Origin of the sequence: Chitinophaga sp. LS1 (genome assembly GCF_034274695.1) — a bacterium.
In the GTDB taxonomy this organism is placed as follows: domain Bacteria; phylum Bacteroidota; class Bacteroidia; order Chitinophagales; family Chitinophagaceae; genus Chitinophaga.
Genome location: NZ_CP128362.1, coordinates 4,170,698 through 4,194,838 on the forward strand (window position 1 = coordinate 4,170,698; position 24,141 = coordinate 4,194,838).

General features: G+C 43.7%; 24 protein-coding genes. 15 read left to right on the forward strand and 9 right to left on the reverse strand.

Going from position 1 to position 24,141, the window contains the following annotated elements; all coding sequences use genetic code 11:
• Window positions 1-9 precede the first annotated feature (9 nt).
• The 5 genes from hypB (at window position 10) to hypE (ending at window position 5,319) form a co-directional block, all read left to right on the forward strand.
• Window positions 10-714: a hydrogenase nickel incorporation protein HypB gene (gene hypB / locus QQL36_RS17255; protein WP_083726491.1), complete on the forward strand. Its 705-nt coding sequence runs from the start codon at window positions 10-12 to the stop codon at window positions 712-714.
• Window positions 690-2,867: a carbamoyltransferase HypF gene (gene hypF, locus QQL36_RS17260; protein ID WP_321570419.1), complete on the forward strand. Its 2,178-nt coding sequence runs from the start codon at window positions 690-692 to the stop codon at window positions 2,865-2,867. The genes hypB and hypF overlap by 25 nt, the downstream gene beginning before the upstream one ends.
• A 2-nt stretch (window positions 2,868-2,869) precedes the next feature.
• Window positions 2,870-3,115, forward strand: coding sequence for a HypC/HybG/HupF family hydrogenase formation chaperone (locus tag QQL36_RS17265; protein ID WP_083726495.1), 246 nt, complete (start codon window positions 2,870-2,872; stop codon window positions 3,113-3,115).
• 78 nt (window positions 3,116-3,193) lie between these two features.
• Window positions 3,194-4,288, forward strand: a complete 1,095-nt coding sequence (hypD, locus tag QQL36_RS17270; RefSeq protein WP_321570420.1) for a hydrogenase formation protein HypD — start codon at window positions 3,194-3,196, stop codon at window positions 4,286-4,288.
• Window positions 4,279-5,319 (forward strand): hydrogenase expression/formation protein HypE, encoded by a 1,041-nt coding sequence (gene hypE / locus QQL36_RS17275; RefSeq protein ID WP_321570421.1) that lies wholly within the window; start codon window positions 4,279-4,281, stop codon window positions 5,317-5,319. Before hypD ends, hypE begins: the two co-directional genes overlap by 10 nt.
• Before the next feature lie 250 nt (window positions 5,320-5,569).
• On the opposite strand, the gene QQL36_RS17280 is transcribed toward hypE, so the two are convergent.
• Complete coding sequence (locus tag QQL36_RS17280) at window positions 5,570-6,499, reverse strand: helix-turn-helix transcriptional regulator (RefSeq protein WP_321570422.1); 930 nt, start codon at window positions 6,497-6,499, stop codon at window positions 5,570-5,572.
• Between the two features lie 90 nt (window positions 6,500-6,589).
• Between QQL36_RS17280 and QQL36_RS17285 the strand changes: the two genes are divergently transcribed.
• A complete protein-coding gene (locus QQL36_RS17285; RefSeq protein WP_321570423.1) occupies window positions 6,590-7,687 on the forward strand; it encodes an NAD(P)/FAD-dependent oxidoreductase in 1,098 nt (365 codons plus the stop codon).
• Window positions 7,688-8,202: 515 nt separating this feature from the next.
• Window positions 8,203-8,562 (forward strand): hypothetical protein, encoded by a 360-nt coding sequence (locus tag QQL36_RS17290; RefSeq protein ID WP_321570424.1) that lies wholly within the window; start codon window positions 8,203-8,205, stop codon window positions 8,560-8,562.
• Here the strand turns inward: QQL36_RS17290 and QQL36_RS17295 are convergent.
• Window positions 8,543-9,697 carry a hypothetical protein gene (locus tag QQL36_RS17295; RefSeq protein ID WP_321570425.1) on the reverse strand — a complete coding sequence of 385 codons (1,155 nt, stop codon included), beginning with the start codon at window positions 9,695-9,697 and terminating at the stop codon, window positions 8,543-8,545. The genes QQL36_RS17290 and QQL36_RS17295 overlap by 20 nt on opposite strands.
• 70 nt (window positions 9,698-9,767) lie before the next feature.
• Window positions 9,768-10,358, reverse strand: a complete 591-nt coding sequence (locus QQL36_RS17300; RefSeq protein ID WP_321570426.1) for a Crp/Fnr family transcriptional regulator — start codon at window positions 10,356-10,358, stop codon at window positions 9,768-9,770.
• 177 nt (window positions 10,359-10,535) lie between these two features.
• Here QQL36_RS17300 and QQL36_RS17305 point away from each other — a divergent pair, with 177 nt between their 5' ends.
• The 7 genes from QQL36_RS17305 to ric all read left to right on the forward strand — a co-directional run bounded on the left by QQL36_RS17305 (window position 10,536) and on the right by ric (window position 17,467).
• Window positions 10,536-11,021 (forward strand): c-type cytochrome, encoded by a 486-nt coding sequence (locus tag QQL36_RS17305; RefSeq protein ID WP_083726513.1) that lies wholly within the window; start codon window positions 10,536-10,538, stop codon window positions 11,019-11,021.
• Window positions 11,022-11,028: 7 nt separating this feature from the next.
• Window positions 11,029-12,990, forward strand: coding sequence for a Sec-dependent nitrous-oxide reductase (gene nosZ / locus QQL36_RS17310; protein WP_321570427.1), 1,962 nt, complete (start codon window positions 11,029-11,031; stop codon window positions 12,988-12,990).
• A gap of 10 nt (window positions 12,991-13,000) precedes the next feature.
• Window positions 13,001-13,960, forward strand: coding sequence for a nitrous oxide reductase accessory protein NosL (locus tag QQL36_RS17315; protein ID WP_321570428.1), 960 nt, complete (start codon window positions 13,001-13,003; stop codon window positions 13,958-13,960).
• Window positions 13,939-15,159 (forward strand): nitrous oxide reductase family maturation protein NosD, encoded by a 1,221-nt coding sequence (locus tag QQL36_RS17320; protein ID WP_321570429.1) that lies wholly within the window; start codon window positions 13,939-13,941, stop codon window positions 15,157-15,159. The genes QQL36_RS17315 and QQL36_RS17320 overlap by 22 nt, the downstream gene beginning before the upstream one ends.
• Window positions 15,156-15,863 carry an ABC transporter ATP-binding protein gene (locus QQL36_RS17325; RefSeq protein WP_321570430.1) on the forward strand — a complete coding sequence of 236 codons (708 nt, stop codon included), beginning with the start codon at window positions 15,156-15,158 and terminating at the stop codon, window positions 15,861-15,863. Before QQL36_RS17320 ends, QQL36_RS17325 begins: the two co-directional genes overlap by 4 nt.
• 120 nt (window positions 15,864-15,983) lie before the next feature.
• A complete protein-coding gene (locus QQL36_RS17330; protein ID WP_321570431.1) occupies window positions 15,984-16,751 on the forward strand; it encodes an ABC transporter permease subunit in 768 nt (255 codons plus the stop codon).
• Between the two features lie 20 nt (window positions 16,752-16,771).
• Complete coding sequence (ric, locus tag QQL36_RS17335; protein WP_321570432.1) at window positions 16,772-17,467, forward strand: iron-sulfur cluster repair di-iron protein; 696 nt, start codon at window positions 16,772-16,774, stop codon at window positions 17,465-17,467.
• Window positions 17,468-17,864: 397 nt separating this feature from the next.
• Here the strand turns inward: ric and QQL36_RS17340 are convergent, their stop codons facing one another.
• The 4 genes from QQL36_RS17340 to QQL36_RS17355 all read right to left on the reverse strand — a co-directional run bounded on the left by QQL36_RS17340 (window position 17,865) and on the right by QQL36_RS17355 (window position 20,399).
• Window positions 17,865-18,605: a lysophospholipid acyltransferase family protein gene (locus QQL36_RS17340; RefSeq protein WP_321570433.1), complete on the reverse strand. Its 741-nt coding sequence runs from the start codon at window positions 18,603-18,605 to the stop codon at window positions 17,865-17,867.
• A gap of 261 nt (window positions 18,606-18,866) precedes the next feature.
• Window positions 18,867-19,406: a prolyl-tRNA synthetase associated domain-containing protein gene (locus tag QQL36_RS17345; protein WP_083726531.1), complete on the reverse strand. Its 540-nt coding sequence runs from the start codon at window positions 19,404-19,406 to the stop codon at window positions 18,867-18,869.
• Between the two features lie 31 nt (window positions 19,407-19,437).
• A complete protein-coding gene (locus QQL36_RS17350; RefSeq protein WP_321570434.1) occupies window positions 19,438-19,827 on the reverse strand; it encodes a hypothetical protein in 390 nt (129 codons plus the stop codon).
• The gene (locus tag QQL36_RS17355) at window positions 19,824-20,399 is read right to left on the reverse strand and encodes a hypothetical protein (RefSeq protein ID WP_321570435.1); all 576 of its coding nucleotides are present in this window, start codon (window positions 20,397-20,399) and stop codon (window positions 19,824-19,826) included. Before QQL36_RS17355 ends, QQL36_RS17350 begins: the two co-directional genes overlap by 4 nt.
• 336 nt (window positions 20,400-20,735) lie before the next feature.
• On the opposite strand from QQL36_RS17355, the gene QQL36_RS17360 reads away from it, so the two are divergent.
• A complete protein-coding gene (locus QQL36_RS17360) occupies window positions 20,736-21,026 on the forward strand; it encodes a hypothetical protein (RefSeq protein ID WP_321570436.1) in 291 nt (96 codons plus the stop codon).
• A gap of 121 nt (window positions 21,027-21,147) precedes the next feature.
• Here QQL36_RS17360 and QQL36_RS17365 read toward each other — a convergent pair whose 3' ends face one another.
• On the reverse strand, window positions 21,148-21,828 hold the full coding sequence (locus tag QQL36_RS17365; protein ID WP_321570437.1) for an anaerobic ribonucleoside-triphosphate reductase activating protein: 681 nt from the start codon (window positions 21,826-21,828) through the stop codon (window positions 21,148-21,150).
• Window positions 21,821-24,013 carry a ribonucleoside triphosphate reductase gene (locus QQL36_RS17370; RefSeq protein ID WP_321570438.1) on the reverse strand — a complete coding sequence of 731 codons (2,193 nt, stop codon included), beginning with the start codon at window positions 24,011-24,013 and terminating at the stop codon, window positions 21,821-21,823. The genes QQL36_RS17365 and QQL36_RS17370 overlap by 8 nt, the downstream gene beginning before the upstream one ends.
• Window positions 24,014-24,141: the final 128 nt, after the last annotated feature.

The following is a 24,141-nucleotide window of genomic DNA, read 5'->3' on the forward strand; positions in this document are numbered from 1 at the left end:
TTGAAAGTTATGTGCGCTACTTGTGGATGCGATACACATACTCATACACATTCTCATACTCATGATGAGAAACATATAGCTGTAGAGAAGGATGTCTTATATGAGAATAACTTATTGGCGGCAAGGAATCGTGGTTTTTTCGATGCAAAGAACATACTCGCGATCAATCTGGTCAGCTCACCGGGTTCAGGGAAGACGACATTATTAGAAAGGACATTGACAGACCTGAAAGAACAAGTGAGTTTTAGCGTAATAGAAGGAGATCAGCAAACTACCCGTGATGCTGACCGGATACATGCCACAGGAACAAAAGTAGTTCAGATCAATACTGGTAAAGGTTGTCATCTGGATGCGCATATGGTAATGCATGCCTTACAGGGAATGCATCCGCATGAAGATGGTGTATTATTTATAGAGAATGTGGGCAACCTGGTTTGCCCTGCGATGTTCGATCTGGGAGAGAAAGAACGAGTTGTCGTGATGAGTGTAACAGAGGGTGATGACAAGCCGTTGAAATATCCGGACATGTTTCATACATCTCATCTGTGCATCATTAATAAAATAGATTTATTGCCCTATGTCCCTTTTTCTCTTGACAAGGCAATTGCCAATGCAAAGCGGATTAATCCAAAACTGGAAGTGATTACGCTGAGTTGTACATCAGGAGAGGGACTGGATAAATGGTATCAATGGCTGGAATCAAAAAAATCGTGAATTCGTATCATATCCATATCAGCGGTCGTGTACAGGGAGTTGGCTTCCGACCATTCGTGGCCCGGGTAGCAAAAGACCTGCATATACTGGGAGCGGTAAGCAATAGTCCGGATGGGGTACATATTGCATTCAACGCCTCGGCAGGAGAAGCAGCTCATTTTTATAACACTATTATTTCGCAACCTCCCGTACATGCCCTGATTACCCATCACCATATGCGACCAGCGCCATTGTTTCCCTTTACCACCTTCACGATTTTACCTGGTACAGCTGCTTCAGCTACCAGTCTTTTACTGACGCCGGATATTGCGCTTTGCGATACCTGCAGGCGGGAATTGAATAATACTTCCAACCGGCGTTATCAATATGCATTTACTACCTGTACAAATTGTGGTCCACGGTATTCGATCATACGGGCATTGCCTTATGAACGTGAGAATACCAGTATGTCGCACTTACAGCAGTGTGAAGATTGCAATGAAGAATATCTGAATAGTGCCGACAGGCGTTTCCATAGCGAAACGAATTCCTGTCCTGAATGTGGTGTACCTGTATCAGGACCTTCACTACAGGAAGTAGATGATTGCCTGCGCAAAGGTGGCATTTTGGCGGTGAAAGGGATCGGCGGCTATTTGCTGCTGTGCGATGTGTCGCAATCGTCGGTAATGCGTACAAAGAAAAACAGGCCACAAAAACCTTTTGCAGTATTATACCCAACACTTGAGCAGGCTGCAGAAGATGTATACCTCACTGCGCAGGAGTCGCTTGAATTATTAGGACCTGTAGCGCCAGTGGTATTGTGTAAGCTCAAAAAGCCCGCTGAAGGCTTAGCGCCGGGGCTGGACAGATTAGGTGTGATATTACCTTATTCACCTTTATTACAATTGATTTCATCGAGATATGGGAAACCACTGATTGCCACAAGCGCAAATGGACATGGTGTGCCTATTATTTACAAAGATGAGGATGCGGTTGGAATAGCAGACCTGGTCCTGAGCTTTGACAGAGAGATTGTATTTCCACAGGACGATAGTGTGATCTGCTTTACATCGAAAGGACGCCGTATCATTCTACGAGGAGGACGAGGCCTGGCACCAGTGTATTTACACAAGCATAGCAGAGATGGCATACTCGCCATGGGGGCGGAATTAAAGAGCACATTTGCATTGACCGGCGAAGATTACTGGCTGATCAGTCAGTACCTGGGTAGCCATGGTACACTGGAAACAGAAGAGCGATTTGAAGAGACATTAAATAACTTATTACAACTATTACATAAACGACCAGTACAGATCCTGACGGATATGCATCCAGGCTATTTTGTTTCCAGACTGGGCAAACAAATGGCCGGGGTATCCGGCGCTACACTGACGACGATACAGCATCACAAAGCGCATTTTGGAGCTGTACTGGCAGAAAATAACCTGTTACAGCAACGGCATCCTGTGTTGGGCATTATATGGGATGGTGCCGGTTATGGTGAAGATGAACAGATATGGGGTGGGGAAGTTTTTGTATATAAAGAAGGCCAGATGAAGCGGGTGGGACACCTTGATTATTTTCCTCAGTTAATGGGAGACAAAATGAACAAAGAACCACGGTTGTCGGCATTGGCTTTATTACAAAACTTCCCCGGACGGCACGGCATAATCAGGCATTATTTTACTGACCAGGAATGGCGGTATTATCATCAGTTGCTACACGGGCATATTGCGTTAAAGACCAGTAGTATGGGACGTTTGCTGGATGGCGTGGCGGCGATACTGGGCGTGACTGGTATCAATACATATGAAGGAGAGGCAGTGATGAAGATGGAAGCTTGTATTGGTGATGTAGTGACGCATACTTATTATGACATGCCGATATATGGCGATTTAATACAATGGAGACCATTGATACTGGGTGTGATGGATGATGTGGAAAGAGGCATGGATAAGGGGGAGATTGCTTATAAAGTATATTACTCTTTAGCAAATTTAGTGGCGAAATTGAAAAGGCATTTTCAGACTGAGAAGGTGGCGTTTAGTGGCGGGGTGTTTCAGAGTCCTTTGTTATCAGGGATGATGCAGGGGCACTTTCACAGAATGTTGAGTCCCAATGATGAATGTATAGCAGCCGGACAACTGGCTTGCTTTAGTATACAAAACGATTAATTATGTGTCTGGCTATACCGGGAAAAGTCATCACCATTGATGAAGGAGAAGATGCATTGTTCAGAAAAGGCAAGGTCTCTTTCAGTGGGATAACAAGAGAAGTGAATCTTTGTATGGTGCCGGAAGCGGTATTGGGAGATTATGTGTTGGTGCATGTGGGCGTGGCAATTGGGGTGGTGAATGAGGAGGAGGCGAAGGAGATCTTCTCGTATTTGGAGCAGATGGGGGATTTGGAGGAGTTATTGTGAGATAGATCTTTTCATATCCTGTAAAGGAATTGTAATGAAGTATGTCGGTAAATACATTTGTGATCTGAAGGAATTGTTATGAAATACATCAGTGAATATCGAGATCCACAGCTGGTAAAAAAATATCTGCATGAATTGTACCGTGTCACAACACGGCCATGGACGCTGATGGAAATTTGCGGCGGACAGACGCATAGTCTGGTGAAGAATGGTTTGCTCGATATGTTGCCGCCACAGATCAATATGGTGCATGGTCCGGGTTGTCCGGTATGTGTAACGAGTGTGGGGGTGCTGGATGAGGCAATGTGGCTGGCGCAGCAACAGGATGTGATCTTTTGTTCATTTGGAGATATGTTGAGAGTGCCGGGGTCATCGCAGAGTTTACTGCATGCAAAGGCAGCGGGGGCAGATGTCCGAATCTTGTATTCTCCTTTAGAGGCGGTGCAGTTGGCAATTGATAACCCTTCGAAAGAAGTGGTGTTTTTTGCAGTAGGTTTTGAAACAACGGCACCTGCAAATGCGCTTTCAGTAATACAGGCAGCGGCAAGAGGTGTTACTAATTATAGCATCCTCTCATCGCATGTACTGGTGCCGCCGGCGATGGAAGCGATATTAGGTGACCCATCTAATGTAATAGATGGTTTTCTGGCCGCAGGGCATGTATGTACCATTATGGGTACGACGGAGTACGATCCGATTGCATTGAAATATAAAGTACCTATTGTAGTGACAGGTTTTGAACCGGCAGATTTGTTGCAGGGGATACTGATGACGGTATCACAGTTAGAGAAAGGTACATACAAAGTAGAAAATCAATATGCACGCATGGTGGCCCGGGAAGGAAATGCGATGGCGATGAAGGCGATCCATGAAGTGTTTGATGTAAGTGATAGAATGTGGAGAGGGATAGGAGCCATACCAGATAGTGGGTATGAAGTGAAGGACGCTTACAAACAGTATAATGCAAGGTTAAAGTTTAATATACATTTGCCTGTAAGAGAGGAAGACCCTGATTGTATTAGTGGTGATATAATGCGGGGGCATAAAAAACCGGTTCAATGTCCTGCCTTTGGAGGCAGGTGCAGACCAGAGCATCCTTTGGGAGCGCCGATGGTGAGCAGCGAGGGGGCATGTGCCGCTTATTACCAATATAAAAGTTCAGTATGCAGTTAACTTGTCCTTTACCTTCTTCTGGTGTTGGTGAGATCATTACCCTGGGTCATGGTAGTGGTGGATTGATGACACATCAGTTGTTACAAACAGAGGTGTTTGATTTATTACACAATGACTGGCTGGATCAGCAGCATGATGGGGCGACTTTTTCATTGAATGGAAAGGTGGCTTTTAGTACGGATAGTTATGTAGTGTCTCCTTTGTTTTTCCCTGGGGGGAATATTGGGGATCTGGCTATCAATGGTACGGTCAATGATCTGGCGATGTGTGGGGCGATGGCGCGGTATCTGTCATTGTCATTTATCATCGAAGAGGGGTTGGAGATATCTTTATTCAGAGAAGTGTTGCAGCATATTAAGGCGGCAGCGCAGGCAGCGGGAGTGGCGATAGTAACGGGCGATACGAAGGTGGTGGAGAGAGGAAAGGGAGATCAGTTGTTTGTAAATACATCGGGGATTGGACATATACATCCAAGGGCGGCTATTCATCATAACAGGATTGTGCCGGGTGATGTGGTGATCGTGAGTGGGGAGATTGCGACGCATGGGATGGCGATCATGAGTGTAAGGAAGGGATTGGAGTTTGAGACGGAGGTATGTAGTGATACAAGGCCATTGCATGAGATGGTGGGGAAATTATTGGATTGTTTTGGAGAGCAGATAAAGTTTTTGCGGGATCCGACGAGGGGTGGATTGGCGTCCGTGTTGAATGAAATGACGGAGGCGACGAAGTTGGGCGTGATGATGAATGAGGATAGTTTGCCAGTGAATGAGCAGGTGGCGGCGGCTTGTGAGATGTTGGGATTGGATCCGTTGTATGTGGCGAATGAGGGTATCATGGTGGCGATTGTGAGTGAGGCGGTGGCGCCCACATTGTTGGAGGTATTGAGGGGGATGAAGGGAGGAGAGCAGGCGGCGATCATTGGAACGGTGACGAAGGAGCATGCGGGGAAGGTCGTGTTGCAGAGTAGGATAGGTGGGCATAGGGTGGTGAATTTTTTGCCGGGAGAGCAGTTGCCGAGGATTTGTTAGGGGAGAATTGGTGAGGTTAGTGTGATGGGGTTTTGCTGGTGAAGGATTTGCGGAAGAAGTGCCGGGGAGGTTTTAGTGTGATTGATGTTTTATCAGGGATTTGCTGGTGTAGAAATATAAAATGAAAATTTAGTAGTCTCCATCCTGAAGGATGCATTTGTCCAGTTTAAATTGGCAGGCATTCATTGGGATGGAGTTTTTTTTGTAATAGATATATGGCTGTAGGTTAATTTGCATAGGCGTTATTATTTTAGTTCGTGTAGGAGTATTTCTTGGGTTTCATCCCTATATGTTTTTCAAACAATCTTGTAAAGTGGCTGAGATTACTAAACCCCAATTTGTACCCTGTTTCCGACACTGATAGTTGTTGTTCTTTAATCAGGTACGCAGCTTCCTTCATTCTCAGGGTCTGGTAATAATTGTAGATACTATCCCCAAAGATCTGTTTAAATAACCGTTGAATTTTACTTTCACTCATACCGGCTTGTTGTGCCAGTGCTTTGACGTCGGGTGTAATACTCAGGTCTTTAATAATTTCATTTCGTACATTATAAATGAGCTTTACATCTTCTCCGTTCAATGCGTAAGAAGTAGTGTGTTGTCGTTTCTGTAAATCTACAAAGAAAAGGTATATCAACTCTTCAGCTTTAAGGCGGAGGTAAAAATTTAATAATGCTGCAGGTGCGTGGGGAGTGATAATGTGTGCAGCTACATTTTGAATTTCAGGGGAAATGATTTCTTCATAGAGGTAGGAGGGTTGTTGTAAGAGAGAATGATTATTGAGCAAATCCTTCAGTAATTCCCCTTCGATAGTGATCATGATGGTAGTGATGAGGGTATTGGCGGGAAAAATGACTTCCATGGGAAGGTTGGGAGATGGTAGTTGAACGGCGGGAAGGAGGCGGATGTCTCCTTTGCGGGGTTGGGTGTTATGGAAGTTGAGGGTGAGGGTATCGGGTGATTCTCCCATACGGCTTCTTCTATAAATCAGTTCTTCTTTGAGTTCGTAATGATGGAGCATCATGCGGAGGTTGGGGCCGAAGTCAAAGCCTTTCATATAACCATTGCCCAGGGAAGGAGGGAGCAAGATATGGCCTTTGGCTATGATAGTGCTGCCGGTAGCTTTCACAAAGGCGCGCATGGCGCCAATGCGCTCGGGAGAATTGAATTCGAAGATCATTATTGACTGATTAGGACTATTTTTTGGCTAAAAGTAGCTATTTTATGCGGATAGCGTTACGGAACTTTGTTTGATCAAAAACGAAATTCTATGAAGAAAATAGCCATTGTAGGTGGAGGCCCTGGAGGATTGACGCTAGCGCGTCTATTGCAGGTAAAGGGTGTCTCGTCAGTAAAAGTATATGAGAGAGATATCAATAAGGATGCGAGGGTGCAGGGTGCGACTTTAGACTTGCATGAAGAGTCTGGTCTGGCGGCATTGCGTGAGGCTGGGTTAATACCGGCGTTTATGGAGAATTATCGCCCGGGGGCTGATAAGATCAGGATATTGGATAAGGATGCGAATATCATAGTGGACGAGCATGCAGGGCAGAAAGTGGAATACAGGCCGGAGATAGACAGGGGGCCGTTGAGAAAGATCCTCCTCGAATCATTGGCTGATGATACAGTGGTATGGGATAGTCAGTTTGCAGATATGGAGAGAAGTGGTGAAGGGTGGTTACTGCAATTTAAGAATGGTACGACGGCGTATGCGGATATTGTGGTGGGTGCTGACGGAGCGAATTCTAAAATAAGGCCGTTTTTAACCCCGATAAAGCCGTTTTTCGTTGGGATGACAGCCGTAGAAGGAAGTGTGTATGATGCCTCTGAAAAAGTGCCTGAAATGGTTGAATTGGTGAAGGGAGGGAAGTTGTTCATCTTTGGAGATAGTAAAACGTTGATAGTAAGTGCGAAGGGAGATGGGACGTTGTCTTTTTATGCAGGGTTTCAATCTGCGGCGGATTGGGAGATACAAGGTAGTGTGTTGGATTGGTTTAAGTCTGCGTTCAAAGGATGGGCGCCTATATATGAAAGTTTGATCGCGAATGTGTCAGGCGGAGTGATTCCAAGGCCGCAATATTGTATGCCATTGGATCAGGATTGGGAGGCGCAGGCTAATTTGACAATGTTGGGAGATGCGGCGCATTTGATGCCTCCTTATGCAGGGGAGGGGGTGAATATGGCGATGCTGGATGCGTTGGAGTTAAGTCGTTGTTTGACGGAAGGTGAGGATATGCTTGCGGCGATTGCAAAGTATGAGAGAGAGATGAGGGAGCGGGCATCGGCTACAGCAGCGATGACGTTGGAGCAGACGGAGGTGTTGCATGGGCCGGATGCGATGCAGCATATGTTGGGGTTAGTGTCATAAGAATGTTGGCGATATTAGTGTCATAAATTGATTTTTAGAAGAAGATTGGAGATTCGCTGACTGTAGTGTCCAAAATTGGTTCTAAAGATTAGGTTAGAAATGTGCATTCAATCGATCATAATTTTATCCGTTTCAATACAAGCCCCCAGAAGCTTTCGGGATTTTCGATAGCACTTGCTAGGAAGTGGCTTGACGGAGGCTAGAAGTTTCTTGACTGAGTTAAAAAGTGCAAATGATCGGTTTTATGTAACAATAAGCGACACCGAAAAATCAGAGGTGATCAACAATGCTTTCAGAGTATACCAGGGGATAATTGATGATTGGCAGGTTGATAATGATTTCGAAATCGTGTCATCTTTTTTAGAAAATACTGATTATAAAATAGTAGCTGAAAAATTAAACAAAAACAGATCACTTATGTGGAAACGTGAGAAGAGCTTGAGGTATAAAGAATACGTTTCCTTAAAACAAGTGATATATTATTTAGGTCATAATCATCATGTGTAAATTTAATTTTGTTAACAGCAGGTTTCGCAATTTCAGAAGTCATACTCGCATTTGCATTCGCAGCCATCGCCCAGATTTATTACAAGGAAATAAAAGGGTTTGAGTTCAAGTCTATACTTAAAGGCACTTTTGAAAGACTTTTTATCGCCATAGCCCTAATCCACGACCTTCTACATGCACTGACATTATTTAGTGCGCTGAAACTTGCCAACAGGTTAAAGCATAGTGAACCAGATTCAGCCCACAACAATAAGTTCAAAGACTACTATTTAATGGGAAATCTTGCTTCTGTAATTGTAGCAATATTCTATACCCATGCATTTAAAGAATTTGATGCGATCCCTTTATTTAATACGATCTGCCCTTAGCCACCATCACGCCAATCCCCGTCATCATCACCACGCCCGCACTAAATAACCAATACACCACTGTCGGCGTACCACTCCCCCAAAAGTAAGCCATCACACACTGTGTCATCAATATCACTTCATTCGCAATCACTCCCGTAATAAATATCATCAACCCTCCCTTATTCCCCTTCACCAACTTATTCAATATCAAAAAACCTAAAATCAAAAAGCTCACAAACCCTAACACCACCAAATGCAAATACCCTATCACCACCGGTCTGAATCCGTAGGCAAACCTGCCCAATGCTGTTACCAACGTCAACACCTGCAATACAATCTTAATAATAAACGCCAGTGAAGCCAATACCCACAGCGGATGTAAATTCTTTATCACCGGCACCGCCAGTATTAAAAACACCAATGCCGCTAACTGTATCATCCCTGCCGCTCCTGCGATTGTATATATCCACCCTGCCGGATGAGACCATAACATAGACAAACAATACGCCGGGATACAGGCAATCGCCATCAAAATAACAAACACCTTACTGAAATTAGGTGCCAGGTAAATGTGAAATCGAGGTGCCGCCCAAAAGAACAATGCCATCACCGCAAAGGTGAACCAACCATTGTATTGAAAATGCAGGTAGAAGTAAATAGCATTGTTATAATAGACCATATCCCCCTTGCCAAACGCCAGCATGAACGGCCCCGCGCTGGAAATTAATAAAAATGCAATCGCCAGCCGTAAACAAGACTTTACCAAAGGAGGAAAACTGATATCTGCAATATCATTCAAATATGCAATAGCAAACCAAAAACTAAACACCACCGACAATGCTGAAAACGCAATTGACACAGGTCCATATCCCTGTATCGTAAAACTGATCAGCATACCGAAACTGGCTACCTGGTTCAGCCAGAACTGGTAAGTATATGTTTTCCTATAAGGAATCAAATAAACAAAACAGGTAAATAATATCGTCGTCACCCATCCTGAAAAGGCGAAATGAGAATGTGCGTGCAAGAGGCATTTGTAATCCAGCACTGGCAGAGGAAAAGCGGCTTTATATCTTAGTATCACTCCAAGAATGGATACTATCAGTAAATTTACTAAGGACAAATATGCCCATTTCTTAATGGTTTCAGACATACACGTTTCCTTTATTAACGAATAGATCGCATTGCTGAAAAAATCACTTCATAGATACATCACTTACGCCTCACACATATACCTTCCCCTTATTCACCAGCAAATCTCCCTTCTTATACATCCCCCTGATCGTCCTTATCACCGTCTCCACCCTCAACCCTGTCATATCCGCAATCTGCTGCCTCGTCAACGTTACCCGTAACTTTCCCTGCAATAATTCCGGTACCGTATACCGCTTCAACACGCCTCTTATCAACACGGCCGGCTCACTACATGTCATCTCTCTTGATAAAATAGACTTCTGTCTCAACCGCATCGCCAGCAAAGTAGTAAATGCATAATGTATCTCCGGATTCTCTTTCAGCAACTGAATAAACGTGGGCTTCGGCAATCGTAAAATAACACTATCACTATCAGCTACAGCCGCTGCCGGATAACCCATACCCGTAAATAGCGGCGGCTCTCCAAACGAGTCTCCTGCTACAAATATCCCCTGTATAAACTCCTTCCCATTCATGCCCGTGTTCACCATCCTGACTTCCCCGGATTCAATCTGGTAGTAAAAATGTGCTTCTTCCCCCTCGGTAAAGATAACCCGGCCTTTTTCCGCTGTTAACCGGATAGCACCCCATTTCCTCAGCAGGTCGGTGTGGATAATCATTGTGAATGATTTATTAACTATACCAAAGCTAGCCCTACCCGTCATCCGGATAAATGATTGAAAACAGTTTTCCTGATGATTAGTATCAAGACCGTTTTTATGATCTGGATCATATCCTCGCACTTTTAAGTAGCGTAATGTTGTACTCAGGTATTGTCAGAACACAATCTTTAATAAATGAAAAAGTACGTTTACATAGCAGTGCTCCTGGGGCTGACCTGGGCCTGCTCAAATAACAGCCAACCTCCCAAAGAGGAATCCCCGGCACCTGTAGTTGAAGACAATAGTCTTGCAAGTTCCAATTCTGCATCAGCATACGATTCCATCAAAGGGGCAGGGAAATTTACTAATGTAGCCCTTAGCGCCACATTAGATCAGAAAATGATTGCCGCAGGCAAAACCGTGTACGAAGTAAAATGTGCCGCCTGCCATAAGCTAACCGACGAAAAGCTGGTGGGACCCGGCTGGAAAGGTGTTACGAAGAAAAAATCCGCTGAATGGATTATGAACTTTGTCACCAACACTGATGAGATGATCGACAAAGATCCTCATGCTCAGGCTATGCTGGCAGTTTGTATGGTTCGCATGCCAAACCAGCACCTGACTGATGAGGAAACAAGAGACGTATTTGAATTTATGCGTAACAATGATTCATCTAAATAGTTATTCTATGCGGTTATGTTCAATAGCGGTGCTTATCATAGCACTCGCATCCTGTAAACCACGTAATGAAGCCGGCGCCATCAATGCAGGTGCTGCTGAAAAAGTTTACGTTGCACCGGGTAAATACGACGAGTTCTACAACTTCGTTTCCGGTGGTTTTAATGGTCAGGTGTCTGTTTATGGTATTCCTTCTGGCCGTTTGCTCAAAATTATCCCTGTATTCTCTGTAATGCCTGAAAATGGCTATGGATATAGCGAAGAAACTAAACCTATGCTGGAAACCTCTCACGGTTCTCTGCCATGGGATGACCAACACCACCTGGAACTGTCTCAGAAAGATGGTACCCCAGATGGTCGCTGGCTCTTCGCTAATGCCAACAACACTCCAAGGGTAGCACGTATCAACCTCGCTACTTTCAGAACAGAAGAGATCATCGAACTGCCTAACAGCGCCGGTAACCACTCTTCTCCTTTCTGTACTGAAAACACAGAATATGTAGTAGCGGGTACCCGCTTCAGCGTTCCTGTTGGTGACAATCAGGACGTACCTATCGCTGATTACAAGAAGTCTTTCAACGGTACCGTGAGCTTTATCAAAATTGATTCCAGCAATGGTCGCATGTCTCTGGCTTTCCAGTTGCTGACCCCTGCTATCAACTTTGACCTGAGCCATGCCGGTAAAGGACCAAGCCACGACTGGTTCTTCTTTTCCTGCTACAATGTAGAACAGGCACATACCCTGCTTGAAGTAAACGCTTCTCAGCGTGATAAAGACTTCATCATGGCGGTGAACTGGAAGAAAGCGGAAGAATTTATCCGTAATAACAAAGGTACATTGAAGAACTCCCGTTATGCACACAACGTGTATAATGAAACGACTCACAGCGCTACTTCTGCTATCGAAACCAAAGTGCTGACACTGGATCCATCTCAACTGAAAGATTTCGTGTACTTCATTCCCTGTCCTAAATCTCCACATGGTGTTGATATCGACCCAAGCGGTGAATATATCGTAGGTAGTGGTAAACTGGCGGCACTCATTCCTGTATTCTCTTTTACCAAACTGATGACGGCAATTGAGAAGAAAGATTTTGATGGCGACTACCAGGGTATCCCTGTTGTTAAATACGAATCAGCCCTGTACGGTGAAGTACAGAAACCAGGCCTTGGTCCATTGCACACTGAGTTCGACGGAAAGGGCAATGCGTATACTTCCTTCTTCGTTTCTTCCGAAGTAGTGAAATGGAGCATCAAAGACCTGAAAGTACTCGACAGAAAACCTACTTATTATTCCGTAGGGCACCTGTGTATTCCAGGCGGCGATACCAAACATCCTTTTGGCAAATACCTGATTGCATATAACAAGATCACAAAAGACCGCTATCTGCCTACAGGTCCTGAGCTGGCTCAAAGTGCACAGCTGTACGACATCTCAGGTGATAAGATGGAACTGTTGCTGGACTTCCCTACTGTAGGTGAACCTCACTATGCACAGGCACTGCCTGCTGACCTGATTAAGAATAACTCTGTGAAGTATTTCAAGATCGAGGAAAACAAACATCCTTATGTAACAAAGGGTGAAAAAGAAGCGAAGGTAGTTCGTGAAGGTAACAAAGTACATGTGTATATCACTTCTATACGTTCCCACTTTACACCTGATAACATCGAAGGTGTATGTGTTGGCGATGAAGTATATTTCCATGTTACTAACCTGGAACAGGATTGGGATATTCCACACGGCTTTGCTGTGAAAGGTGCTGCCAATGCAGAGATCCTGATCATGCCTGGCGAAACCTGTACACTGAAGTGGGTACCAGATGCAGAAGGTGTTTATCCAATATACTGTACTGACTTCTGTAGCGCGTTGCACCAGGAAATGCAGGGTTATGTAAGAGTATCTAAAGCTGGTGCAAACACACCACTCAAGTACGGTACTAACCTACCTGATAGTGCAGTAGCGAAAAACTAAACTGATCATAATGCAAAGAAAATTGTCAACCCGTTTTCGGGCAATCATTTTCATGCTTTCATTGGCGATGGTGGCAGTGCTCTATTTTCCTATCTGGAAAATAGAGCTGGCCGCTCCCCAATACCCGGAAGGCCTGACGTTGAAAATTGCTGCTAACGGATTACGCGGGGATGTGGATATCGTGAATGGATTGAACCATTACATTGGTATGCAAACATTGCACACCGAAGATTTTATAGAGTTTAAGATCTTACCTTTTATACTGGGGGGATTGGCTGTGCTTGGGTTTGTTGTATGTGCACTGAATAACAGAAAGGTATATTATGGGTGGGTGGTATTGTTCCTGCTGGTAGCGGTTGTTGCGATGGTTGATTTTTACAGATGGGAATATAACTATGGTCATCACCTGAATCCCGAAGCGCCAATCAGGGTACCGGGCATGGCATATCAGCCACCATTACTGGGTTATAAACAGTTGTTGAATTTCGGGGCGTATTCTATACCCGATGTAGGTGGATGGATCTTTATTGGAGTAGGAGCGTTGTTGGTGTTGCTCTCATTTAAATTTAAGAAAGGTTTTTTTGTAGTGGCAGGGTTGACGTTGGGATTACAGAGTTGTAGTTCAGGTCCTGCACCTATCAGGTATGGACAGGATGCTTGTGACTTCTGTAAAATGGGCTTTACAGACAAGCGTTTTGGTGCAGAGATCGTAACAAAGAAGGGGAAGGTTTTTAAGTATGACGATGTGCATTGTTTGCTGGCGGCATTAAAAGCTGGCGGACAGGAAGTAGGCGGGATCTGGTTTCTGGACTTTACTGATGGACAATGGATCAAAGCGGAAGATAGCAGGTTATTGCACAATACTGCATTTCATTCTCCAATGGGTAGTGACATTGCTGCGTTTGCAGACAGTGTGCATATGAAAGAATTTAACGGAGAATCACTCACATGGAAAGGGCTATATCGGTAATAATTTTATGGCTGTTGTCTTTGCAGGCATGGGCCGGGGTATTGACGGTGAAAGGGTCTATAAAAGAAACCTTGCAGCGGGCAGTGGCAGGTGATACTGTTGTAGTACCCGCAGGTGTTTACTACGAAAAAGGCCTGGTGATTGATAAAGCTATTTATCTGAAAGGGATCAACAAGCCGGTTCTGGATGGAGAGAATAAATATGAAGTGATATTGATACTGTCCAGTCATGTGACGGTGGATGGATTTGTGATCAGGCATTCCGGTTTTTCTGACTGGAAAGATCTGGCAGGAATCAAACTGGGCAATGTGCGGCATGTGACGATTCAAAACAATGTACTGGAAGAAACGTTCTTTGGCATTTACTGTCAGCAGTCTGATAGCTGCACCATACAAAACAATACATTGCGTTCCAATGCCAGTCAGCGTATTCAATCCGGAAATGGTATTCATTGCTGGCACTGTGATGGCATGCAACTGATAGGGAATACGGTCACGCAGCACAGAGATGGTATCTACTTTGAGTTTGTAACGAATTCACTGATCAAAGGGAATCATAGTTTTAAAAATGTGCGGTATGGTTTGCACTTTATGTTTTCGCACAATGACCACTATGAGGATAATATTTTTGATCACAACGAGGCGGGCGTATCTGTGATGTTTTCACATGGTGTGGATATGAAGCGGAATACATTCGCTGGCAATCAGGGTGGTGGTGCGTATGGAATATTGCTGAAAGAGATTACAGACAGCAAAATGGAGAAGAGCCACTTTGAAGACAATACGGTTGGGATTTATATGGAAGGTACCACGAGAGTGCAGGTGATGGACAATGTGTTTAAGGCAAATGGCTGGGCCATGAAGGTGCAGGCAAGTTGTTCTGAGAACAGAATCACCCGCAATAACTTTGTCGGCAACACATTTGATGTAGCGACGAATGGCTCACTGGTACTGAACAATTTTGATAATAATTACTGGGACAAATATGAAGGGTATGATCTGAACAGAGATGGAAAAGGAGACGTGCCTTATCACCCGGTGAGTTTGTATGCAATGGTGGCAGATAAGAACCCGGCTGTGATGATGTTGTTTCACAGTTTCATGGTGAGTTTGCTGGACCGGACGGAAAAAGTAATGCCGGGTATCACACCTGTGAACCTGGTGGATCGTGCACCGAGTATGAAACCCCTTTCATTATGATTCGTTTTACAAATATATACAAACGATTTGGCCGGCTACAGGCATTGGATAATATCAATCTCTTTTTTGAAGAAGGAAAGAGTATTGCTTTGATTGGACCAAATGGTAGTGGGAAGACCACTTTGATCAAGGGTCTGTTGGGAATGGTGGTGCCTGATAAGGGGGATATCGCTTTTAAAGGAGTTTCCGTATTAGGTAGTTGCGAATACAGGGGCAATATTGGTTATATGCCGCAGATAAGCAGTTATCCTGAGAATATGACTATTGCACAGGTGATAGAGATGATGAAGGATATCAGGCAGTATACAACGTTGGATGAAGACCTGGTACATGCCTTTAAATTGCCACAGCTGGCCAATAAGCGCATGCGGACATTATCTGGTGGTACAAGGCAGAAGGTGAGTGCTTGTCTGGCGTTTTTATTCAATCCTGAAGTGTTGGTGCTGGATGAACCTACTGCGGGATTGGACCCGGTAGCATCAGGGATTTTGCAGGACAAGATCCTGCAGGAGACAAAGAATGGTAAGCTGGTGCTAATCACCTCACATATCTTGTCGGAACTGGATGATCTGGTAGATGAGGTGGCGTATCTGCAGGATGGTAAAGTACAGTTTCATAAGCAGGTGGCAGAGTTGCAGGCGGAGACAGGGGAGCAAAAGTTAGTACGCGCAATAGCACGTATCATGGAAAATGGAGGACTATAAAAAAGGGTAATAAGCACACAGTGCATGTAATAGCACGTGTCATGGAAAATGGAGGACTATAAAAAAGGGTAATAAGCACACAGTGCATGTAATAGCATGTGTCATGGAAAATGGAGGACTATGAAAAAGATTATTAAATACGTATTACTAGACATCTTACGTAACAGGATATTGGTAAGTTATACAGTACTGCTATTGGTCGTGTCAATGTTATTACTCTGTCTTACAGACAACAGCACAAAAGCGTTACTGAGCTTATTAAATATCGTGCTGATTGTATTACCACTGGTGAGTATTATTTTTTCAACGATCTATTATTATAATGCATCGGCGTTTATAGAGTTGCTGGTTTGTCAGCCGTTGCGAAGAACGAAGATATTATTAAGTGTCTATACCGGATTGGGGTTGTCATTGCTGATTGCATTTGTAGTAGGAGTGGGGGTACCGTTAATGATCTTTGACGGGAGTATGACGGCGGTGTTGTTGATATTGGTAGGCATGGCGCTGACAGTGATCTTTTCAGCGCTGGCCATTTTAGGATCTGTGATTATGCGTGACAAGGCGAGAGGCATTGGGGTAGCGATATTGGCGTGGTTTTATTTCTCCTTGTTGTATGATGGGTTGGTGCTGTTTCTCTTGTTTCAGTTCAGCGACTATCCGTTGGAGAAACCGGCAGTCGTGATGGGAGCATTGAACCCGATAGATCTGGGTAGAATCATAGTTTTATTAAGATTGGATAGTTCTGCGATGATGGGGTATACAGGCGCGGTGTTTGCCTCATTTTTCGGAAGCGTGGGTGGTATGCTCACGGGTTTTACACTCTTGTTATTATGGATGGGGTGGCCGTTATGCTGCGCGCTGCGGCGATTTAATAGAAAAGACTTGTAATCAAATTTAACAATTTCAACATGGTAAGAAATAATGTAATCACAGTCGGAGAAATGGCTGGAAAGGACTATCGCATGGCTGATGTTTTCAGAGGTTTTGGTATCGATTTTTGTTGTGGTGGCGGTCAGACCATTGCGCAGGCTGCAACACAGGGTGGTATTACAGAAGAAGAGCTGTGGACAGCACTGGAAACGGCAGCGTTAAAGGCGAAACAGCCAGCGAGCGACTTCAGTGTATTAGCACCTCAGTTACTGGCAGAACACATTCTGAGTACACACCATAAATATGTGAAAGAAGCATTGCCAGTGATCTGGGAGTTTGCACAGAAGGTAGCAGGACATCATGGGGATACGCATCCAGAGCTGATTGATCTGAGAGCTGCTGTGCTGCGTGAAGCAGAAGATCTGCTGGATCATCTGGAAAAAGAAGAACAGATCCTGTTCCCGGCTATCAAACAAATGGCTGCTGGCGAAACAGGGCTGCCATATGTAAAAGGTGCGGTAGAAAGTATGATGAAAGAACACAGTTCATCAGGAGAATCACTGGAAGAATGGCGTAGGTTGACGAATAATTACCAGGTGCCGGAAGGTGCGTGCAATTCATACAGATTCCTCTTTGAGAAATTGCAGGAGTTCGATACAGACTTAAGACAACATATTCATTTAGAGAATAACATTTTATTTCCCAAGGCTTTGGCAATGTTGCAGGAAGCTTAAATGAGCGTTTTTTCGTTAAAGAGCTAAAGAGCTAATGAGTGACCGGGGGCTTTCCAGCCTTCGGTTTTTAATTTACATCTTTACCATTCATTTCAATCCCTTTATCCAGGTTACCATCGTAGATACATACCCATTCCTTTCATTCCATGATCTGCAAAAGGTAACTTTTGGCAATATCACTTCCAGAGAAAGGAGGCCTTACCTCCGGGTTCTGTTTCATGAGAACCTTTGGCTGTTAGTAACATGATCGGAATATGCCTCTTAAGTGCTTTAGTTTTTAAAGGTTCATTGATGTATGTATTCATAATACGTGGTGGTAAATTATGGGCATAAAGTAAGCCCATATAGGCAGAATAGTCTATAAAATGTAAGAGAAATTGGTGAAAAATTGTAGACTTTAGTATTGATTTTCAATACTTTTCCTAACAGCGTCTTCTGCTTCCTGCAAAACTACCTCTGCAGAGCGACCTGCAGGTTCGATAGGAGTGAGTACGGACCAACTCATTTTTTCGAATGTGCCCAGTGGGAAATTTCCATACCTGAAAAACTTCCAGCTACCATTAATGGCGACAGGAACGATGAGTGCCTGAGGAACTTTTTTAAGCAGGATGCTGACGCCCCCGGTCATGAAAGGCTTCATTTCGCCCTTCCGGCTACGGGTACCTTCGGGGAAGATAACGGCAGACCAGTTCTTTTCCTGCATACGGGTACCTAGCTTGAGCAGTTCACCCATAGATTGCTTTTTGTCTTTGCGGTCGATGTTGGCCGCACCACCATATTTAAGGTTAAAACTGATGCTTGGGATGCCACTGGCCAGTTCAATTTTGGAAACGAACTTGGCGTGGTACTTCCGGAGGTGCCAGATCAGTGGTGGAATATCGTACATGCTCTGGTGGTTCGCCACGAAAATAATAGGACGGTCGTTGGGCAAGGTCTGGTGATTGACAAAGCGGGCACGACAGCCCAGGATCATATAGGTACTGGATAGCAATCCGTTCAGAATATCAACAGAGGTCTTATGGGCTTTGTAGCCTCCTAATTTGAGACAGAGCCACTGGATGGGGTGGAAAATCAGCAGAAATCCACCAAAGAATAAATAATGGATGGGGGATAAGATATATCCGGGCAGTTTCTTCATTATATCAATACTTTTTTCAATAATCCGGGGACAAATTTAGGGAGAATAAGGCTAATTGCGTCTGATAATGATCAGAGATGCATTTAGATTTTTATATGTTTACCTATATTACCTATGCTTACCCAGTACGAATTGGAAGGCAATGTACAATATGCAGCGTACTTTAACAAGGATAGCAAAATTCATGCTATGCTCCGCTCGATTTAAAAGGAATAAATGAAGCGGGTATCCAAAAGATCTTATGGGCGGGCGAAAGTTTTTTTATACCTCTATAAATGTAGGTGTGTGTTTTGTATGTTGGAGAAAGTCATTGAGTATCCATTCCCTGCTTATTTTCATATAGCCTTTGGGTGTACCATCGCTGCAACCGTACCATTCTTCATTGAGTACGTCTTTGTCTATCAGTACCTGTACCTTATTTTCCTTGTCCAGCAGGGTGCCGAAAATGGTGGCGCCGCCTACCGGTGTGCCTAAGAGATTGTTCAATAATTCTACAGAAGCAAATGATACGCGGGGAATACCTACGGCGCTGCTGAAATCTTTGGTCACGAAAGGCTTGTCTGCTGTTGTGACAAAAAGATAGAAGTTCGTTTGCTGGCGGTTGCAGAGGAAGAGTGTCTTTACAATCTGCACATTGAGTTTTTCATTGATCAGTATACAGTCTTCCATGGTGATGGCTTCGTCTGTATCAACGCGTTCAAAAGGTACCTGCAGGTGTTGTAAGGTAGTATACACCAGTTCCTGTAGGGGTGTTTTGAATGCGGCCGGTGGGGCGGTCTGTATTTCGCTGATATAGAACATTGATGACTTTGTATTGATGGATCTGTCGGTTTTATTTATTCCATTTGATCAACGTATCCTTCGGCACATCGTATTCATACAACTGTCGGTTCACGGTATCAATATACACCCACTGTGCCGAAACGAACCTCGCCCCGCCTGCATCTACCACATCTTTCCCAATATTACAAATGTAATAGGTAGTCGTCTTGTTCGTCACCATCCGATCCCATATCCAGGACACACTATCTTTCCCAATGGATTTTAACAGTGCATTGTCAGAATGCTGTACATACCTTTCTACCAGCGCATCTTTCCACGGAAGGGTATCAGTGGCAACCGAAGGCGCCACAACTGCCGTAGAATCTGAACCATTAGCACCAGGCGCCGGGTCACAACCTGCAAAACCCATAGCTACTACCAGGATGTAGAAATATTTCATTGTATAGTTTGATTAATCTGATCCATTTTAACAATATCCTCGGCTAACTGAAACATCACTTTACAACTTTCATAGTTAAAAGGATACACCCCATAGATCAGGCATTTATGATCCTTTACCTCTACATTCAGGTCCTGAACACTCATGATCTTATTAAAAAACTCAATACCGATCGTTTGTTCTATCGTACCAGCGTCAGCAGCTTCAAGTATGTATTTGTGATTAAATGCCGGTACTGCCTTTACCTTGACAGAATTGGGGAGGTATAAATTGAGGAATTTATCATTTTCTGTGTTGGCTGTGATTTTAAACTCAGGCAGTAAGTGCATCAGGTCTATGCAGACGCCTGCATACCTGGATTTATCCTTTATGGCCGTGTTCCGATATTTTACAAAACTTACTTGTTGTAAAGAATTAGCGAGTTTCCAGGCGTAAGTAATTTTGAAATTATCACCGTTGCGGAAAGAAGAGAAATGAGCCAGATTGATTTCCTTCGATGACTCTTTCGTCATTGGGTAATCTTTCTTTAATTCGGCGAGTATTTCTTTTTCCAGCTTTGCTTCTTCAGCCATGTTGAGTTTTTAGTTGTTTAACCAGGTCAAATGCATAGGTAAATGGAACTTTCTAATCTTTCGATCTATATAGATGCTGAAGAATTGAAATATGGTTTCCAGATAATGTTGTGGTCTGCACCTGCATTTTCATAGTATAGATTCAGTTACAAATATAATAACTCTTACAGATTAGTGCAATTGGGGAGGTGTTTTTATTGATAATCAATAATTTATATTGATAAAGGCCCGCTTTTTAAGGACTGAGCGCTGATAATTACTGCTAATAATTCTGTATTATTTAATTGGCTGGGGAGTATATTTTTATAGGAAACCCAAACCTATAAAGCCGCATTTATGAAGTTCAAACTTTACTTTTTGTTCCTTTTATTGCCCTGTATTGTTACTGATGTATGCGCACAGTATGTAGATCTGACCTTTACCGTTAAGAACACAAGCAGTGATGGCGATGGCTCCACAGCTGTAATTGGCCAGACACTAACATATACAATTACAATGAAAAATCTCTCTACTACTACCAGCATTACTGGCGTCCGGCTAATCGCCGACATTCCTTACGGAACGAATTATAAACCTGGCACCACAAAGCAAGGTGCCGCAGTGCTGGCAGATGTAATTGGAAACTGACTTGCCAAAAGGTATATATATTGTAGAAGTACTGGCAGGTAATAAGCGCATTTACAAGCAGAAACTGGAAAAGTTATAGGTTGGCTGCATATTACCGAATCGTAGGTTCTTGTTAGCAATCTTAATTTCTTAATACCAACTCTATACAATTACTCCTGGAAACCTTATCAGGGTCAATTCTATTTCTTGTATTGGCAAGGTTGCCAAGAGTAATTGTGTCATTTATAAAATGCTGGATAAAAAACTTGCCTACATACCCTTTATCAGCCAATACATCCACCATCTCCTGAATATCCGCTTCATGCAGTAATGAAGTATGCACCGTCGTCCTCACTTCAAAAGGAATCGCTCCATTCATCAACAACTGTAACGTCGCTTCAAAGTGCTCATATAATGAAGACTTTGTGATCGCCTCATATTTATAAACAGGTGCTTTGTAATCCAGCGCAACATAATCGATCAATCCATTTTTCATCAAATCAGCCATTAAAGAAGGATTAGACCCATTCGTATCGACCTTCACCAAAAAACCCTCTTCTTTCACCTGTTCACAAAACGTCACCAACTCCTTATGCAACGTACATTCCCCACCACTCAATACCACTCCATCCAACAACCCCTTCCGCTTACGCAAAAACCGCAGCGCATCTTCATAGCTAAGCTTCCCTTTCCCAAGCACAATCCCCGGATTATAACAATACACACATCTCATATTACAGCCTGCAAACCAAAGTATGCAGGCTGTCTTATCCGGATAATCCAGTAATGTAAAAGGCGTAATACTATGAATAGGCTTATTCACAATGGATCATTTCCGTAAAATGCACTCTTTGTTTATGTTCCCCTTTTTTACCGATATTGAAACTCTCCACCGGTCTGTGATAACCCATCACACGTGTATACACCAGGCATTTCTGGCTTTCATCTTCACATATCGGACAATGCTCATGCTCACCTGAAAGGTACCCATGTTCAGGACAAATACTGAACACCGGTGTTACCGTGATGTAAGGCAGCCTAAACTGTGATAATACTTTTTTTACCAGGTTGCGACATGCTTCAGGCGTACTGATCTTCTCTCTCATGTACAAATGCAGCACGGTGCCTCCTGTATATTTACATTGCAGTTCATCCTGCAATAGCAGTGCTTCAAACGGATCGTCTGTATAGTCCACCGGGATCTGTGAACTGTTGGTATAATAGATATTACTATCCATCCCCGCCTGTATAATATCCGGGAAGCGTTTTTTATCTTCTTTCGCAAACCGGTATGTAGTACCCTCTGCTGGCGTGGCTTCCAGGTTGTATAGGTTGCCTGTTTCAGTTTGGTACTGCGTCATCTTTTTACGGATGTGTTCCAGTACATCAGCAGCCATTTCACGACCAGTTTCAGAAATAATATCATCCTGATCATTGGTGAAGTTCCTGATCATTTCATTGATACCATTCACTCCAATGGTAGAAAAGTGATTCCGAAAATGTGTGAGGTAGCGTTTTGTATACGGGAATAATCCCCTGTCGTACATATCCTGTATAAACACTCTTTTCTTTTCCAGCGTTGATTTAGCAAGGTCCAGTAAGAAATCTAATCGCTTGTACATCGCATGGTGATCCCCTTTGTACAGGTATCCCAGTCGCGCCATATTGATGGTCACTACCCCAATACTTCCTGTCATTTCTGCACTACCAAACAGCCCATTACCGCGTTTTAATAATTCACGCAGATCCAGCTGTAAGCGGCAGCACATGCTTCTCACCGCATTGGGTTTATAAGCATTCGGATTTTCTACCCGATTGCCATTGTCATCAAAGATGTATTGACTACCGATAAAATTCTGGAAGTAAGAAGACCCGATACGTGCTGTGTTTTCAAACAGCAGGTCTGTATTCTCACCATACCAGTCAAAGTCTTCCGTGATATTCACAGTAGGGATCGGGAAAGTAAACGGTTGCCCATTGGCATCGCCTTCTGTCATCACAGTATAATACGCTTTGTTGATCAGGTTCATCTCAGGTTGGAAATGAATGTAGGTCAGTTCGCTGAGTTGATCCACCCCTCTGTCTTTGGCTTTCTGTAAAATAACCGGATCAGTGATGCCATCAAAAAGATGTATATCTTTTTTGGTCGGGAACTGTAATTTCAAATCTTCCGGCACCGTCCAGTCGATAGTAATATTTGTAAACGGAGATTGTCCCCAGCGGGCAGGTACATTCAGGTTGTATACAAAGCTCCTGACTGCTTTCAGGATATCTTCATAGCGAAGATCATCTTTAAAAACATACGGGGCAAGGTAGGTGTCGAAAGAGCTGAAAGCCTGTGCGCCGGCCCATTCGCTTTGGAGAATACCGAGGAAGTTCGCCATCTGGCCCAGTGCTTCGCGAAAGTGATTCGGAGGGCGGCTTTCCACACGTCCTCTTACACCATTGAAACCCTCATTCAGTAATGCACGCAAGCTCCATCCGGCACAGTATCCTGTAAGGCAGTCGATATCATGGATGTGAACATCACCATTGCGATGTGCATAACCTTCTTCCTGGGAATATACCTTATCCAGCCAGTAGTTGGCAATGATCTTACCCGCTACATTGTTCACCAGTCCTGCGTTGGAATAAGAAGTATTCGCATTGGCATTGATGCGCCAGTCAGTCTGAGTGATGTATTCTTCAATCGTTTGTGTGGTATCCACCAGCGTAGTAGATGGCGTAAGGCCATGTACATGTTCCCGTTGTAATTTACGGGTGTGTCTGTATAGCATAAATGCCCGCATCACTTCAAAGTGACTGTGTGCAAACAATTCTTTTTCGATGATATCCTGGATCTCTTCTACTGACCACACTTCTTTGTGCAGCAGTTGAGCCGTGACCTGTTGGCAGATTGTTTCATCAGGTTTTTTATTCACACCGATGAACCCCTTTTCTATCGCATCTTTTATCTTAAACGCTTTAAAAGGTTCAAACTCACCATTTCTTTTGATAACGTAATTCATGGCTTTTAATGGGTTATTTCGGGTGCAAAATACCTGTTCGGTAGAAGAAGCGTTTTAAAACTTGTCAACAGAGGGTGCGAAAATAAATGGCATTCAACCGCCATTTTTGAGCCGGTATCTGATGAAAT

Coding starts and splice junctions, on each gene's coding strand:
- hypB (WP_083726491.1), top strand. CDS start 10: ATGTGCGCTACTTGTGGATGCGATACACATACTCATACACATTCTCAT.
- hypF (WP_321570419.1), top strand. CDS start 690: ATGGCTGGAATCAAAAAAATCGTGAATTCGTATCATATCCATATCAGC.
- QQL36_RS17265 (WP_083726495.1), top strand. CDS start 2,870: ATGTGTCTGGCTATACCGGGAAAAGTCATCACCATTGATGAAGGAGAA.
- hypD (WP_321570420.1), top strand. CDS start 3,194: ATGAAATACATCAGTGAATATCGAGATCCACAGCTGGTAAAAAAATAT.
- hypE (WP_321570421.1), top strand. CDS start 4,279: ATGCAGTTAACTTGTCCTTTACCTTCTTCTGGTGTTGGTGAGATCATT.
- QQL36_RS17280 (WP_321570422.1), bottom strand. CDS start 6,499: ATGATCTTCGAATTCAATTCTCCCGAGCGCATTGGCGCCATGCGCGCC.
- QQL36_RS17285 (WP_321570423.1), top strand. CDS start 6,590: ATGAAGAAAATAGCCATTGTAGGTGGAGGCCCTGGAGGATTGACGCTA.
- QQL36_RS17295 (WP_321570425.1), bottom strand. CDS start 9,697: ATGTCTGAAACCATTAAGAAATGGGCATATTTGTCCTTAGTAAATTTA.
- QQL36_RS17300 (WP_321570426.1), bottom strand. CDS start 10,358: ATGATTATCCACACCGACCTGCTGAGGAAATGGGGTGCTATCCGGTTA.
- QQL36_RS17305 (WP_083726513.1), top strand. CDS start 10,536: ATGAAAAAGTACGTTTACATAGCAGTGCTCCTGGGGCTGACCTGGGCC.
- nosZ (WP_321570427.1), top strand. CDS start 11,029: ATGCGGTTATGTTCAATAGCGGTGCTTATCATAGCACTCGCATCCTGT.
- QQL36_RS17315 (WP_321570428.1), top strand. CDS start 13,001: ATGCAAAGAAAATTGTCAACCCGTTTTCGGGCAATCATTTTCATGCTT.
- QQL36_RS17320 (WP_321570429.1), top strand. CDS start 13,939: ATGGAAAGGGCTATATCGGTAATAATTTTATGGCTGTTGTCTTTGCAG.
- QQL36_RS17325 (WP_321570430.1), top strand. CDS start 15,156: ATGATTCGTTTTACAAATATATACAAACGATTTGGCCGGCTACAGGCA.
- QQL36_RS17330 (WP_321570431.1), top strand. CDS start 15,984: ATGAAAAAGATTATTAAATACGTATTACTAGACATCTTACGTAACAGG.
- ric (WP_321570432.1), top strand. CDS start 16,772: ATGGTAAGAAATAATGTAATCACAGTCGGAGAAATGGCTGGAAAGGAC.
- QQL36_RS17340 (WP_321570433.1), bottom strand. CDS start 18,605: ATGAAGAAACTGCCCGGATATATCTTATCCCCCATCCATTATTTATTC.
- QQL36_RS17345 (WP_083726531.1), bottom strand. CDS start 19,406: ATGTTCTATATCAGCGAAATACAGACCGCCCCACCGGCCGCATTCAAA.
- QQL36_RS17350 (WP_321570434.1), bottom strand. CDS start 19,827: ATGAAATATTTCTACATCCTGGTAGTAGCTATGGGTTTTGCAGGTTGT.
- QQL36_RS17355 (WP_321570435.1), bottom strand. CDS start 20,399: ATGGCTGAAGAAGCAAAGCTGGAAAAAGAAATACTCGCCGAATTAAAG.
- QQL36_RS17360 (WP_321570436.1), top strand. CDS start 20,736: ATGAAGTTCAAACTTTACTTTTTGTTCCTTTTATTGCCCTGTATTGTT.
- QQL36_RS17370 (WP_321570438.1), bottom strand. CDS start 24,013: ATGAATTACGTTATCAAAAGAAATGGTGAGTTTGAACCTTTTAAAGCG.